This is a genomic window from Streptomyces sp. NPDC051105, from assembly GCF_040682795.1.
In the GTDB taxonomy this organism is placed as follows: Bacteria; Actinomycetota; Actinomycetes; order Streptomycetales; family Streptomycetaceae; genus Streptomyces.
On record NZ_JBFBBR010000001.1, the window covers coordinates 770,621 to 784,332 of the forward strand.

Annotated in this window: 13 protein-coding genes and 1 pseudogene; 10 read left to right on the plus strand and 4 right to left on the minus strand. The window is 69.0% G+C overall.

What is annotated here, in order from left to right:
- Positions 1–2 precede the first annotated feature (2 nt).
- Complete coding sequence (locus AB0N16_RS03450; RefSeq protein WP_365792522.1) at positions 3–641, minus strand: (2Fe-2S)-binding protein; 639 nt, start codon at positions 639–641, stop codon at positions 3–5.
- Between the two features lie 105 nt (positions 642–746).
- Positions 747–1,622: a helix-turn-helix transcriptional regulator gene (locus tag AB0N16_RS03455; protein WP_365792524.1), complete on the minus strand. Its 876-nt coding sequence runs from the start codon at positions 1,620–1,622 to the stop codon at positions 747–749.
- A 353-nt stretch (positions 1,623–1,975) separates the two neighbouring features.
- Between AB0N16_RS03455 and AB0N16_RS03460 the strand changes: the two genes are divergently transcribed.
- Entirely contained in the window at positions 1,976–3,238 is a 1,263-nt protein-coding gene (locus tag AB0N16_RS03460; protein WP_365792526.1) for an MFS transporter, read from the plus strand.
- Positions 3,239–3,396: 158 nt separating this feature from the next.
- On the opposite strand, the gene AB0N16_RS03465 is transcribed toward AB0N16_RS03460, so the two are convergent.
- A complete protein-coding gene (locus AB0N16_RS03465; protein ID WP_365792528.1) occupies positions 3,397–4,269 on the minus strand; it encodes a helix-turn-helix transcriptional regulator in 873 nt (290 codons plus the stop codon).
- Between the two features lie 277 nt (positions 4,270–4,546).
- Between AB0N16_RS03465 and AB0N16_RS03470 the strand changes: the two genes are divergently transcribed.
- The 9 genes from AB0N16_RS03470 (at position 4,547) to AB0N16_RS03510 (ending at position 13,303) form a co-directional block, all read left to right on the plus strand.
- The gene (locus AB0N16_RS03470) at positions 4,547–5,389 is read left to right on the plus strand and encodes an SDR family oxidoreductase (RefSeq protein ID WP_365792530.1); all 843 of its coding nucleotides are present in this window, start codon (positions 4,547–4,549) and stop codon (positions 5,387–5,389) included.
- Positions 5,390–5,551: 162 nt separating this feature from the next.
- On the plus strand, positions 5,552–6,568 hold the full coding sequence (locus AB0N16_RS03475) for a zinc-dependent alcohol dehydrogenase family protein (RefSeq protein ID WP_365792532.1): 1,017 nt from the start codon (positions 5,552–5,554) through the stop codon (positions 6,566–6,568).
- A 299-nt stretch (positions 6,569–6,867) separates the two neighbouring features.
- Entirely contained in the window at positions 6,868–7,293 is a 426-nt protein-coding gene (locus AB0N16_RS03480) for a cupin domain-containing protein (protein ID WP_365792534.1), read from the plus strand.
- Between the two features lie 138 nt (positions 7,294–7,431).
- Positions 7,432–8,199, plus strand: a complete 768-nt coding sequence (locus AB0N16_RS03485) for a glucose 1-dehydrogenase (protein ID WP_365792536.1) — start codon at positions 7,432–7,434, stop codon at positions 8,197–8,199.
- An 86-nt stretch (positions 8,200–8,285) separates the two neighbouring features.
- The gene (locus tag AB0N16_RS03490; RefSeq protein ID WP_365792538.1) at positions 8,286–9,680 is read left to right on the plus strand and encodes an MFS transporter; all 1,395 of its coding nucleotides are present in this window, start codon (positions 8,286–8,288) and stop codon (positions 9,678–9,680) included.
- A gap of 59 nt (positions 9,681–9,739) precedes the next feature.
- A complete protein-coding gene (locus tag AB0N16_RS03495; protein WP_365792540.1) occupies positions 9,740–10,117 on the plus strand; it encodes a DUF2255 family protein in 378 nt (125 codons plus the stop codon).
- Positions 10,118–10,189: 72 nt separating this feature from the next.
- Complete coding sequence (locus AB0N16_RS03500) at positions 10,190–10,855, plus strand: SDR family NAD(P)-dependent oxidoreductase (RefSeq protein WP_365792542.1); 666 nt, start codon at positions 10,190–10,192, stop codon at positions 10,853–10,855.
- Between the two features lie 818 nt (positions 10,856–11,673).
- Entirely contained in the window at positions 11,674–12,867 is a 1,194-nt protein-coding gene (locus AB0N16_RS03505; protein WP_365792544.1) for a serine/threonine-protein kinase, read from the plus strand.
- Positions 12,868–12,991: 124 nt separating this feature from the next.
- Positions 12,992–13,303 carry a GIY-YIG nuclease family protein gene (locus tag AB0N16_RS03510; protein WP_365792546.1) on the plus strand — a complete coding sequence of 104 codons (312 nt, stop codon included), beginning with the start codon at positions 12,992–12,994 and terminating at the stop codon, positions 13,301–13,303.
- 211 nt (positions 13,304–13,514) lie between these two features.
- Here AB0N16_RS03510 and AB0N16_RS03515 read toward each other — a convergent pair.
- Positions 13,515–13,655 (minus strand): annotated as a pseudogene (locus tag AB0N16_RS03515) (citrate synthase/methylcitrate synthase); the annotation flags it as partial.
- Between the last annotated feature and the right edge of the window lie 57 nt (positions 13,656–13,712).

Consider the following 13,712-nt stretch of genomic DNA (forward strand, 5'->3'; position numbering starts at 1 on the left):
GCTCACTTCCCGTTCGCGGTCTGCTCGACCGCTTTGACGATCTTGACGTAGCAGCCGCAGCGGCAGATGTTGCCGCTCATCCACTCCCGGATCTCCTCCGCGGAGCCGGTGTGGCCCTCCTGGATGCAGCCGACGCCGGACATGATCTGGCCCGGGGTGCAGTAGCCGCACTGGAAGGCGTCCTGCTTGATGAACGCCTCCTGCAACGGGTGCAGTTGGTCGTCGTTCGGGGCGAGGCCCTCGATGGTGGTGACCTCGGAGCCCTCCAGCCGTACCGCCAGCGTCAGGCAAGAGTTGACCCGGCGGCCGTCGACCAGGACCGTGCACGCCCCGCAGGCCCCGGCGTTGCAGCCCTTCTTGCTGCCGGGCAGCCCGAGGTGTTCGCGGAGCAGGTCGAGGAGCGAGGTGCGGTTGTCGATCGTGACGGTGCGCCGCTTCCCGTTGACGGTCAGGGAGACGCTGCCGCTGGGCGGCGCCTCCGCGGCGGCTGCTTCCTCCGCTCCGAACGGTCCCGCGGTCAGCCCGCCCGCGACAACCGCACCGCCGACCGCGGTGGTCGTCGCGATGAAGGTGCGCCGGGACTGCGTCGGACGGGACTCGTCGGTCGGAGGTACGGCTGAGTCCGTGAGTTCAGTGGACATGCGTCTGCCTTCGGTGGGCGGAAGGTGGGGGTTGCCCGCTCGCCTGTGTCCTGGGCGGCGTGGGCCCGCGTCGTCGTCAACCGGCGAACATCCTGGCCGGACGCGTCAGTCGGCGGGGTCGGATGCGGTCTGCTGGGGCTGGGACGTGGTGGCCCACGAGGAGAGGAAGCGCAGGCCGTCGTAGGAGGAGGTGCCCGGCTCCGCGGTCCAGATGACCAGTTGCTGATCGGGGTCGGTGCTGCAGACGAGGGTGTCCCATTCGAGACGGAGTTCGCCCGCCACCGGGTGGCTGATCGTCTTCGTGCCCACGGTCAGCGCGGAGACGTGGTGAGCGCCCCACCACTGCCGGAAGTGATCGTTCTGTATCGACAGTTCACCGACCAGCGCGGTCAGCCTGGGATCGTCGGGGTACTTGGCGGCTTCATTGCGCAACTGGGCGACGCAGCCGCGGCCGACGTTCTCCCAGTCCGGGTACAGCGCCTTGACAGCAGGGTCGGTGAAGAGCAGCCGAATATAGTTGCGCTTCTTCTCCGGGACTTTTGCGAAATCCGTGACCAGCGCGGCAGCCGCGGGATTCCACGCCAGAATATCCATACGGCGGCCCAGAACCATTGCGGGTGTCGCCGTGAGGTCATTCATCAGCCGTTGAAGCTGCGGCTGAACTTTCTGCACGCCGCGTCGGCGCGGCCGGCCGCTACCTTTTCCCGCCAGCTCGAACATATAGTCCCGCTGGTCATTGCCGAGGTGCAGGGCGCGGGCTATGGCGGACAGCACGGGCGCGGAGGCTGCGATGCGGCCCTGCTCCACGCGGGTGTAGTAGTCGGTGCTGATCGAGGCGAGCAGGGCCACCTCCTCCCGGCGGAGTCCGGCCACGCGCCGCGGACCGCCCGTCTCGGGCAGGCCGACCGTGCGGGGGCTGAGCTCGGCACGCCGGGCCTTGAGGAATTCCCCCAGTTCATTGAGATGGGCGTCACTGGTCATGCCTCTCAGTGTCGCATCGTTCGCCGTCCCCTTGGGAGGGAGAGTTTTGTCCCAGGATAGTTTTGACCCAGGAGAAATCCCTCCCATTTTCACGCGCGTGAGCTGATGGCATTGTCATTGTCGTAGCCGTCGGCATCACCGGCCGGTCGCACTTGTGGCGAATTACTTCGTGATTTCGGCGTACGGCGTCAGGACCACGGCCGTATGACATCACTCCGCGTACCGACAGTGTGGCCGGTACGCCGCCCCGGCCCTGTGGCCACACGGACACCGATCGGCGCGTTCCCGAGGGTCGGCGGTCCCAACAGCCCGCAGCCCTCCGTAGTTCCACGTAGGAAAGAGACCTTCCCACCATGTCATCCCTGACCAATGAAAGGTCCGGCAAGCTCCCCCTCGTCGTCTGGGTGATGTCCGCCGGGACGTTCCTGATGGGCACCACCGAGTTCGTCATCGCGGGTCTACTACCCGAGATGGCCGGCGACCTCGGGGTCAGCGTCGCCCGGACCGGTCTGCTGATCACGGCGTTCGCCGTCGGCATGATCGTCGGCGCCCCGCTGATGGCCATCGCGACGCTCCGCCTCCCCCAGCGGTCCACGCTGGTCATGGCCCTCGTGATCTTCTCCGTCGGCCATGTGATCGCCGCTCTCAGTTCCTCCTTCACCATCCTCCTCGCCGCCCGGGTGGTGACCGCCCTGGCCACCGGAGCCTTCTGGTCCGTCGGCGCGGTCGTGGCCACTGCCGCCGCAGGCCCCGCCGCCAGCTCACGCGCCCTGGGCGTGATGAACGGCGGCATGACCATCGCCAACGTGATCGGCGTGCCGCTCGGTGCCTGGGCCGGACAGTTCATCGGCTGGCGCGGCCCCTTCTGGGTGCTGGCCGTCCTGTCGGCCGCCGCTGCACCGGCCGTCCTCCGGCTCATGCCCGCCGTGGAACGGCATGAAGTGCCCTCGATCCGGGCCGAGTTCGCGGCTTTGCGCCAGGGCCGGATCTGGCTGGCCCTGAGTGCCGCTGCTCTACTCATGGGCGGTGTCATGGCCGCCTACAGCTACATCTCGCCGCTGCTGACCGACCGTGCCGGAATCCCCTCGGGCGCCGTGGCACTCGTCCTGGTCGGGTTCGGTGTGGGCGCCCTGCTGGGCACCACGGCCGGCGGACGCTTCGGCGACCGCAGGCCCTCGGCCACCACGCTCACGGGTGCCGCCCTGACCGCGCTGGTCCTGCTCCTGCTGGTTCCGCTGTCCACCAGCGCCGTGGCGACCGTCATCCTGGTGGTCCTCATGGGCCTGACCGGCTTCACCGTGGTCCCCGTGGTCACCGCTCTGGCCGTGCGCTTCGGCGGCTCCGCTCCCACGCTCGCCGCCGCGCTCACCGTGTCGGCCTTCAACACCGGCACGGCCGTCGGCTCCTGGGCGGCGGGCATCTCGCTGGACTCGTCGCTCGGGCTGACCGGGCCGCCGCTGGTCGGCGCGGTGGTGGCAACCCTCACCCTGGTGCCGCTGACCGTCCTCGCCCTGCGGCGCACCCCGCGTGCTCAGGAGTCCCGGCTCGTCCGACAGGGAGCCGACCAGGAGGAAGGGATCGCGGGCGACGCGGATGCCCGTCGTACGGCGGTGTGATTCCGTCTACTCGAAGCGGCAGCGTGCTGTCCGCCCGAAAGTGCGGAGCCGGGCCCCTCTCAGGGCCGGCCCCGGACTTGCGGGTCATTGGCACGGCAGACGGCATGCGACGCAGACATCCCGTGACGTTGCGGGCCGTGGTGGGTGTCCCCGCCAGGTCAGTTGACGGCGTCGGCCCCGGGCTGACCGATGTGGGTGGCCGCCCAGGAGGAAAGGAAGCGCAGGCCGTCGTAGGAGGGCGTGCCTGGCTCGGCGGTCCAGACAAGGAGTTCCTGTTCGGAGTCCGTGCTGCAGGTGAGGGTGGCCCAGTCGAGGACGAGTTCGCCGACGACCGGGTGGTGGAACACCTTGGTTCCCAGGGAGCGGGTTGCCACGTGGTGGCCTCCCCACCACTCCCGGAAGTTCGCGTCCTGCACCGACAACTCGCCGACGAGAGCCGCCAGGCGCGGGTCGTCAGGATATCTGGCCGCTTGCATGCGCAGGTGGGCGACACACATACGGGCGTTGCCCTCCCAGTCCGCGTACATTGCTCTCACGTCGGGATCGGTAAAGAGCACCCGGACATAGTTTCTTTTCTTTTCTGGAATCCTTGCGAAATCGGTCATCAAAGCGGCTGCCAGCGGATTCCACGCCAAAACATCCATCCGGCGGCCGGTGACCATACCGGGAGTAGCGGTGAGATCGTCGAGGAGCCGCTGCAGCTGCGGCTGGACTTTCTGCACGGCGCGCCGCCTCGGCCCCCCGGCGTCCTTTCCCGCAAGCCCGAAAAGATAGTCCCGCTGGTCGTCCTCCAGATGCAGCACACGGCAAACAGCCGTCAGCACGGACGCCGACGGCTGGATACGGCCCTGCTCCAGACGGGTGTAGTAGTCCGTGCTGATGGCCGTGAGCAGGGCCACCTCCTCACGGCGAAGCCCGGCCACGCGCCGCCTCCCACCGGTGTCGGGCAGGCCGACCTCGCGGGGGCTGAGCTCGGAACGGCGGGCCTTGAGGAACTCACCCAGCTCATTGAGGTGCGCGTCACTGGTCATGCCGTCCAGTCTGGCACCCTCCGCAAGTCGGGTGGGGGGGAGAGTTTCCTCCCTGGATACTCCTCTCCCGGGATGGAACTCTCCCCTTTGCGGGCTCGCGTGAAGATGCAAAAGTCGAAGACGTGGCCGGGAGAAACCAGCCGGAGAAATCGATCTGACAGGCCCGGCACATCCGACCGGTCACGCCGACAGCCACCGAAGTCCTGGCATGGCGGCACCACGCATCATCACCCCACACGGCTGAGTGCCGATTACGGCGCTCGGAAGGAAATCCCTCATGAGCAAGGTCATTTTCGTCACCGGTGCCGGACGCGGTCTGGGCACGGACATCGCCCGTGAGGCCCTTGCCGCCGGTCACCAGGTCGTCGCCACCGGCCGCCGTCCCGAGGACGTGGAGAAGGCTCTGGGCGGATCGCAGGACAACCTGCTGGTCACCGAGCTGGACATCACCAGCCTGGAGAACGCGCAGGCGGCCGTGCGGACGGCCGTCGACCGCTTCGGCCGCATCGACGTCCTGGTCAACAACGGCGGGAGCTTCCTCGCCGGCTACTTCGAGGAGATCTCACCCGCGCAACTGCGTCGGCAGATCGAGACCAACCTCTTTGGTCCGATGAACGTCACCCGCGCCGTCCTGCCCGTCATGCGCGGGCAGCGAAGCGGTCACGTCATCACGATCTCCTCGTCCGCCGGCGTGGTCGGCGGAGAGTTCGGTGGCGCGTACGCCGCCTCCAAGTTCGGTGTGGAGGGCTGGATGGAGTCGCTGCGCCACGACGTGGCCCCCTACCACATCCGCACCACGATCGTGGAACCCGGCATGTTCCGCACCGAGTTGCTCGGGGACGCCTCCACCGACTGGGCAGAGCTGTCCATCGACGACTACGCCCCGCGGACCGCCCCCACGATCGAAGCCTGGAAGAGCATGAACGGCCGCCAGTCCGGCGATCCCGTCAAGCTCGCCCAGGCCTTGGTGGCCATCGCCGCCCAGGAGGAGCCGCCGCTGCGTTTCATCGCCGGCGCGGACGCCTTGGACGCGGTCGAGGCCAAGGCCCAGGAACTGCTGGCGCAGGCGAAGGCGTCCCGCGAGACCGGCGACCTGGCCCACGCCGACACCACCGCCTGAATCTCCCGTGGAGATGCCTGCGGCGTTGCCGTTCGGGCACGAGGCCATCCGTGTAAGGCGGCCGCGTGTGCGCTCCGGAACAGCCGCTCACCAGCCGATCATCACCATCACCACACTCACGGGGCGGGCACACCCGCCCCACCTCACAGCAAGGAAACAGTCATGCGTGGAGCCGTCATTCATGCCCCCGGGGACGTGCGCTTCGAGGAGCTCGCCGATCCCGAGATCGTCAACCCGACCGATACGATCATCCGTACCGTCGCCACCTGTGTGTGCGGCTCGGACCTGTGGGACTACCGCGGCATCAACCCGGTGACCGAACCTCACCCGATGGGCCACGAGTACGTCGGCATCGTCGAGGAGGTCGGCGGCGACGTCACCTCCGTCAAGCCGGGTCAGTTCGTCATCGGGTCCTTCGCGACCTCGGACAACATCTGCCCCAACTGCCGTAACGGCTACCAGTCCTCCTGCCTGCACCGCGAGTTCATGAGCACCTGCCAGGCCGAGTACGTCCGTATCCCGAACGCCGAGGGCACGCTGGTCGCCACCGCCGGCCAGCCGGACGAGGCGCTGATCCCCAGCCTGCTGGCGCTCTCCGACGTGATGGGCACCGGCTGGTACGCCGCCGTGGCCGCCGAGGTGAAGCCCGGCTCCACCGCCGTCGTCGTCGGTGACGGCGCGGTCGGCCTGTCCGGCGTCATCGCCGCCAAGGAACTGGGCGCCGAGCGCATCATCGCCATGAGCCGCCACGCGTCCCGCCAGAAGCTCGCGACCGAGTTCGGCGCTACCGACATCGTCACCGAGCGCGGCGACGAAGGCATCGCCCGCGTCAAGGAGCTGACCGACGGCATCGGCGCCGACTCGGTACTCGAATGCGTCGGCACCCAGGAGTCCATGCTCCAGGCCCTGCGCTCCACCCGCCCGGGCGGCAACGTCGGCTTCGTCGGCGTCCCGCACGACGTGGAGATCAACGGCGAGGAGCTGTTCTACTCCCACGTCGGCCTGCGCGGCGGCCCGGCCCCCGTACGCCGCTTCCTGCCCGACCTGATCGACCGGGTCCTGGACGGCCGCATCAACCCGGGCAAGGTCTTCGACCTGACCCTCCCCCTCGACCAGGTCGCCGAGGGCTACAAGGCCATGGACGAGCGCCGCGCCATCAAGGCACTGCTGCGCCCCTGACATGACAGACCTCTGGGGCATGGGTACGGCCACCGTGACCATGCCCCGGGCCCCCGATCCCGATGCCACACAGGTCGGGGCTATCCGACACAACGGCAACTGACCTCCCCTTCCTCGCGGGACGAGCGCGGCAGCCAACCGCGCGGCCCGCCCTGAGCGGTGACACGGCTACGGACGAGGGCACACACACCGAGCGCGGTGGCCATCTCATGGCCAACCACGAACACGGCGGTGCCGGTTGCCCCAAGGGCTGCCGCCGCGAGAACACGGCGACACAGCGCAGAAAGAGAGAAACCCCCATGGAACTGCTCAAGCAGCCGCCGACAGGCAAGGGACCGGCCGACTGGTTCGCCGGTGACGTCTGGTTCGACGTCGTCTACCGCGGCGAGGAACCCTCTCGCGCCCGGGCGAACATGGTCAGGTTCGCGCCCGGTGCCCGGACCGCGTGGCACTCCCACGGACTCGGCCAGACCCTCTACATCGTCGAGGGCATCGCTCTCGTCCAGTCCCGGGGCGGCGAACTTCTCGAAGCGCACCCCGGAGACATCATCTACACGCCCCCTGGCGAGGAGCACTGGCACGGCGCCGTCCCGGACCGGTTCATGATCCACCTCGCGCTGTGGGAGAACCCCGGCCCGGACAGCGGCCCGGAAAACACCTGGCTGGAGCACGTGGCCGACGACGAGTACAACGGCCCGCGCGTCTGCACTCACACGCGTCCCTGACACAACATCCCCAGCCGCACGGGCACGGCCACGCGGCAAGCGTGCCCCAGACCCACCGCCTCGCCGCCGACTCGACGACCGCCGCGCCACCTCTGGCTCGTCGGCGCCGCGCCGACCGATGATTGGAGCCACTCCACCATGAGCCCGACCTACGACTTCACGAACCAGGTGGCACTCGTCACGGGCGCGGCCTCCGGCATGGGCCTCGCCACCGCCAGGGCCTTCGCCGAAGCAGGAGCCGCCGTCGTCCTCGCGGACATCGACAAAGACGCCGCCGAAGCCGCGGCCGGAGAGCTCACCGCCGCCGGCCACCAAGCGATCGGCGTCGCCTGCGACGTCACGGACGAAAGCCAGGCCGCCGCGATGGTCGAACGCGCGATCACGACGTTCGGCCGCCTCGACATGGCGTTCAACAACGCCGGTATCCAGGTGCCGCCCAGTGACGCGGCGGACGAGACGGCCGACCACTTCGACCGCGTCAACGCGGTCAACCTGCGCGGCGTCTGGGCCGCTCAGAAGCACGAACTGCGTCAGATGCGGACGCAGGGCAGCGGTGCCATCGTCAACTGCTCCTCGCTCGGCGGCCTCGTGGGCCTGCCGGAACGCGCGGCCTACCACGCCTCCAAGCACGGCGTGATCGGCCTGACCAAGAGCGCCGCGGTCGAGTACGCCCCCAAGGGCATCCGGATCAACGCCGTGTGCCCCGGAGTGATCAACACGCCCATGGTCGCGGACATGCTCGAAGGCCAGGCCGAAGCCATGGCCGAGATCATGAGGGATCAGCCGATCGGCAGGCTGGGGCGCGCGGACGAGATCGCCGCGGCCGTTCTGTGGCTGTGCAGCCCCGGTGCCAGCTTCGTGGTCGGCGTCGCGCTGCCGGTCGACGGCGGTTTCACCACTCACTGACCGTCCGCCGTTCCGAGTTCGGTCTCCGTCCGCCGCCGCAACGCTCCTCTTCCTTCCCGTCTCTGCACTCCAGGAGCTCACCCACGATGTCCGCCCCGCGCACCGCATCCCAGCGCACGGCTGTTGATGCCGCCGAACCGCGCGGCTCCGCCTCCGCCGCGCTCGCGGCTGCTGTGCTCGGCTTCTTCGTCATCACGCTCGACGCCCTGGTGGTGAACGTCGCTCTGCCCAACGTCCGGGACGATCTCGGCGGCGGGATGACGGGCCTGCAGTGGGTGGTCGACGGCTACACGCTCATGTTCGCGGCGCTGCTGTTGTCCGCCGGATCCTTCAGCGACCGCATAGGCGCCCGCCGCGCCTTCGGTACGGGCCTGACCGTCTTCGTCGCCGCCTCTGCCGCCTGCGGACTGGCACCCAACCTGGCCGTGCTGGTTGCCGCACGCCTGGTGCAGGGCGCGGGCGCCGCGATGATGATGCCGTCCTCGCTGACGCTGATCCGCGAGGCTTACCCCGATCCGGTCAAGCGCGGGCGGGCGATCGCCTGGTGGACCATCAGCGGCTCGGTGGCCGCCGCGGCCGGCCCGGTCGCGGGCGGCGCGCTGAGCCTGGCCAGCTGGCGGATGATCTTCTTCATCAACCTGCCGGTCGGCGTGGTCGCGCTGTTCCTGCTGGCCCGCGCGGCGTGCTCGCCACACCGCGAGGTGCCGTTCGACCGGATCGGGCAGATCACCGCGGTGGTGGCGATGGGCGGGCTCACATTCGGGGCGATCGAGGCCGGCGCCGACGGATTCGGCGCACCGAAGGTACTCGTAGCCCTCGCGGCAGCAGCTCTGGCCCTGGCCGTCTTCGTCGCGGCACAGGCACGCGGCAAGCACCCGATGGTGCCGCCGGACCTCTTCCGCTCCCGCAGCATGCTCATCGCCTCGGGCAGCGGCTTCGCCTTCATGGCCGGGCTGACCGGCACGGTCTTCGTCTACAGCCTCTACCTCCAGCAGGAGCGCGGCCTGTCCTCCCTGGCCGCCGGCCTGGTCTTCCTGCCGATGACCGCCCTGTCGGCCTTCCTGGGTGTGCCGACCGCCCGGCTCACCGAGAGGTTCGGCCCGCGGGTGCCCATCGTCGGCGGCCTGTTCCTGATGGGGGTGAGCCTGACGGTGCTCACCGCCCTCCCTGCCTCCGCTCCGGCCTGGCTGGTGGCGATCGTGATGATCCCGGTCGGAATCTGCGGTCCGCTGGCCATGCAGCCGACCACCGCGCTGCTCCTGGACAGCGTCCCCGCCCACCGTGCGGGCGTGGCCAGCGGTGTGTTCAACACCAGCCGCCAGGTCGGGGGCGCACTCGCCGTGGCCGTCTTCGGCGCGCTGCTCGTCCACCACACGCAGCTCTTGCACGGCCTGCGCGAGAGCCTGGTGATCGCCGCGGTCGTGGTCTTCCTCGCCGCCGCGGCCAACCTCCTGCTCGAACCCACTCCACGACTGAAGTGACGCAACGAGCCGCCCTTCTTCGCCACACACCGCACCCTCGCCATGTAGGAGACGAACCGATGACGACATGGACGACCGACGAGCTCGGCGCGATCGAGACGGCGGACGAGCTGGAGGTAGCGCCCGTACGCCGTGACGGCACGCTGCATGGACCGGTACCGATCTGGGTGGTCCGCGACGGCGACGACCTCTACGTCCGCTCCTACCGGGGCACCGAGGGTGCCTGGTACCGCACCGCCCGGACGAACGGTGCAGGCCACATCCGCGCCGGCGGCATCGACAAGGACGTCACCTTCGTCGCGGAGACCGACTCCGACGTAAACGACCGTGTCGACGCCGCGTACCGCACCAAGTACAGCCGCTACGGCGGAAGTTACGTGAAGACCATGGTGGCCCCCGGCACCCGGGCCACCACCCTCAAGCTCCTACCTCGCTGACGAGACCTCTGGCACCGCCGCGCCGCCCCCACGGGCCTCAACCCACCAACGAACCGGAAACAGGAGTCACCAGTGACCACCATCGCCATCATCGGAGCCGGCCCCGGCCTCGGCGCGGCCGTCGCCAGGCAGTTCGGCCACGAGGGCTACGACGTCGCCCTCATCTCCCGCAGCCAGGACCACGCCGACGCCCTCGCCGCCACCCTCACGGCCGAGGGCATCACGGCCCACGGATTCGCCGCCGACGTACGCGACCCGAAGGCCCTTACCACCGCCCTCGACGCGGCGACCGCGACCCTGGGCCCCATCGAGATCCTGCAGTACAGCCCGGTCCCGCACCGGGACTTCATGCGCCCGGTGCTGGAGACCACCTCCGCCGACCTCACCGGCCCACTGGAGTTCTCGCTCCACGGTCCCGTGACAGCGGTACGCCACCTGCTGCCCGGCATGCGCGAAATCGGCCGCGGCACCATCCTCTTCGTCAACGGCGGCACCGCTGTCGTCCCCCGCGCCCACCTCGCCGGCACCTCGATCGCCTTCGCCGCCGAGAGCGCGTACGCCCGGCTGCTGCACGATGCCCTCGCCGACGAGAACATCCACGCGGCGCAGCTCATCATCCCCGGCGCGATCACCCCCGGAGACCCGAAGCGCGACCCGGCCGTGCTCGCGCAGACCCTGTGGACCATGCACCAGGACCGCAAGGAATTCCGGCACTTCGCCGATTCGCTCGACGGCTGATCGGCACTCTCAATATCGGCCCAGTCCTTGAGCTCAGCGTGATGGCTGTGCCTGGGACGCTCGGTCAAAGACCCAGTCGGTGTACGGGGGACGGGTACAGACACTGCAGGCTTCGGTGCCGGCCGCGGAACCGGTGTGGTGAGCAGACTTTCGGCTGCCGTCATGATGGCCTGCTCTTCTGCCGTGACGACCGTGACGTGTTTGAGGAGCCTGACGGCTCTGCCGTACAGGGCTCGTGTCTGGGCACGATGCGCTGTGCTGCTGCGCCCGGTCGAGGCGGAGGAAGAGGCGGGCTCTGTCGCGGTCCTGTCGATTGAGCCAGTTCTGCGCCTGTGCCACGACCGCGGCCAGCTGACTGAGCGCCGAGCCTTCGCACCTGGCCATCTCGGTTTCCGCTTGGGCGTATAGGGCCTGTACCGAGGCGATCGCACCTGCGTGCATGTCCCCCTTGATGGTACGGATCAGTTCTCCGATTGTCTGTGAGCTACGGGGTGCCGTGTCAGCGGTTGATCTACGGCGGGCTTCCTGCATCCGTGCCGGGTCGTCGCCCTCGGCGTTCCAGACACGGTCCACGACAGGGGTCACGAGCCGGCCATCGGGCGTGATCGCGCAGGCTGACGGTTCGATGTTCCAGTTCGTGGGTTTGCCCGGCGACTTGGGTTCCGATCACCATGACGCGTCGGCGGCCCTCGGTTTTGAACTTTACGCGGTTGACGTATCGCAGGAGTTCGAGCAGTTCATCGCTGATGCCCACGCCGGGATGAGAATTCGGGTTTGCAGTAGCCGGGTGTTGTCGTCGTTCGGGGTGGGTGCAAAAGGTGCTGTTGGCGGACCGCTATCAACTGGAAGAGCTGCTGGGGCGCGGGGCGATGGGCGAGGTGTGGCGGGCAGCCAACCAGCTCCTCGGACGCCCGGTGGCGGTCAAGTTGATGCGGGCGGAGGAGGCTACGGGCAGCGAGCGGTTCCGACTGGAGGCGCAGACGGCCGGACGGCTGAACCACCCCCATGTGGTGAGTGTGTACGACTTCGGCTCCCATACCGGCCAGTCCTATCTGGTCATGGAGCTGGTCGACGGCTGGAGTCTGGCCCAGGAACGCTCCCTGCGCGGTGCCCTGGCCCCCCAGGAGGCCGCGGCCGTCGCGGCGCAGATGGCCGCGGGTCTCGCCGCCGCACACCGCCAAGGAGTGATCCACCGGGACATCAAGCCCGCCAATGTCATGCTCTCCACCGATCGCACCGCGAAGATCACCGACTTCGGGATCGCCCGCTTCGCCGACGAGGCCGCCAGCACCCTGACCGCCACCGGCAAGATCCTGGGAACCGCCGACTACCTGGCCCCCGAACGGGCCCTGGGACGTCCCGCGCTCCCGGCCTCGGACGTCTACTCGCTGGGCTGCGTGCTGTACGAACTGCTCACCGGCCGGCCCCCGTTCCGTGGCGCCACCTCGCTGGCCGTCGTCCAGCAACACGTCGACGCCGCCCCGACCGCGCCCGCCCAGCTGCGCCCGGACATACCACCGCCGCTGTCCGAGTACGTGCTGCGCCTGCTGGCCAAGGACCCCGCGCACCGGCCCACCGCCGAACAGGCCGCCGACTGGCTGGGCACGCAGGAACGGACGCCCTCCCCTGCCGCGCCGGACAGTACCGCCCTCCTGCCGACTCCCCCCGTCTCCTCTCCGCCGACACCGTCAAGCCCTGCCGACGCGGGCGCATCGCACTCCCGCCCACGCCGCAGTCGCAAGACGGCCCCGAAAGCCGTGCTGGGCGGCGCAGCCGTCGCCCTGTTCGCGGTGGCCGCCGCCTTCGGCGCGTCGCTGAACTCCGGTGCCGACAGCCCCTCGTCGCCCACGGCGCCCTCGCCGACGGCCATCACCTCCGCTCCAGCCGACGCCACGCCGTCGGTTGCGGCTCCGTCCACAGCGCCACCGTCGCTACCGGACCATGGAAACGAGGAGGGTCACAAAGGGGAGGGCAGGCACGGCAAGGGGAAGGGAAGAAAGTCGGACGACTGAGCCAGGACCCGTTCCGGGGCCTCCAGTGCGCCGCAGACGGCTCGGTGATCGCCATTCGACCGGCAAGCCGCCGCCGACAGCTGCAGTCCTGACAGATCCACTCCACTGGGCCCAGGGAGCGCACGTGCCCGATGACGTGACCGTCCAGCAAGCCGCTGCGGACCTGTTCTCCGCGCCGCACGTCCTGGCCGCTGCAGTCGCCGTCCTGCCCGTCACGGCTGGTCTGTATGCCTGGTGGGCACCACCGAAGGTACTGGCCGCCTTCCATGGGCCCGCCAACTCAAGCGATGGCCGACAGCGGCTGCTCTACATGGGCAAGGCCAAGCGGCTGCGCCCGCGCATCGCCTCGAACCACCTGAGGGACTCCGGACGCTCCACCCTGCGCCGCACCCTGGCCGGACTCCTCATGCCCATCGAGGGCTACCGCACCACCTAAAACCGACCGGTCGTCCTGATCCCCGAGGACGAACAGCGCCTCACCGGCTGGATGCTCTGCCGGTGCAGCCCGGCGAGGCGCGGCACAGCCAGTGCGACGGACGGAGAAATCACCGATTACTCAGATATTCGTCAATCCAATTCGACCCTGATTCGACCCGCACCTCCAAAGGGCGCACAACAGGGCGCTGACCTGCGTAAACGGGACTCTATAGATGAATATTCGCAGACTGGCGGTAGTGGTAGAAGCCCTCGGTACCCCGGACGTCCCCCACCTCGGTGTCCGTGACGACGACACCGGCGAGCCCGCGCGGCACCTCGACAAGGGCCGACGCGCTCCTGTTGACGGTCATGACGTACCTCCGTTTTCCTCCCTGAACTTGATTTGACTGTCCATGCTTGACTGAACT

Excerpts from the sequence above, each read along its gene's own strand:
- AB0N16_RS03460 (WP_365792526.1), top strand. The coding sequence starts at position 1,976 with ATGTCATCCCTGACCAATGAAAGGTCCGGCAAGCTCCCCCTCGTCGTC.
- AB0N16_RS03475 (WP_365792532.1), top strand. The coding sequence starts at position 5,552 with ATGCGTGGAGCCGTCATTCATGCCCCCGGGGACGTGCGCTTCGAGGAG.
- AB0N16_RS03450 (WP_365792522.1), bottom strand. The coding sequence starts at position 641 with ATGTCCACTGAACTCACGGACTCAGCCGTACCTCCGACCGACGAGTCC.
- AB0N16_RS03490 (WP_365792538.1), top strand. The coding sequence starts at position 8,286 with ATGTCCGCCCCGCGCACCGCATCCCAGCGCACGGCTGTTGATGCCGCC.
- AB0N16_RS03455 (WP_365792524.1), bottom strand. The coding sequence starts at position 1,622 with ATGACCAGTGACGCCCATCTCAATGAACTGGGGGAATTCCTCAAGGCC.
- AB0N16_RS03470 (WP_365792530.1), top strand. The coding sequence starts at position 4,547 with ATGAGCAAGGTCATTTTCGTCACCGGTGCCGGACGCGGTCTGGGCACG.
- AB0N16_RS03495 (WP_365792540.1), top strand. The coding sequence starts at position 9,740 with ATGACGACATGGACGACCGACGAGCTCGGCGCGATCGAGACGGCGGAC.
- AB0N16_RS03480 (WP_365792534.1), top strand. The coding sequence starts at position 6,868 with ATGGAACTGCTCAAGCAGCCGCCGACAGGCAAGGGACCGGCCGACTGG.
- AB0N16_RS03465 (WP_365792528.1), bottom strand. The coding sequence starts at position 4,269 with ATGACCAGTGACGCGCACCTCAATGAGCTGGGTGAGTTCCTCAAGGCC.
- AB0N16_RS03485 (WP_365792536.1), top strand. The coding sequence starts at position 7,432 with ATGAGCCCGACCTACGACTTCACGAACCAGGTGGCACTCGTCACGGGC.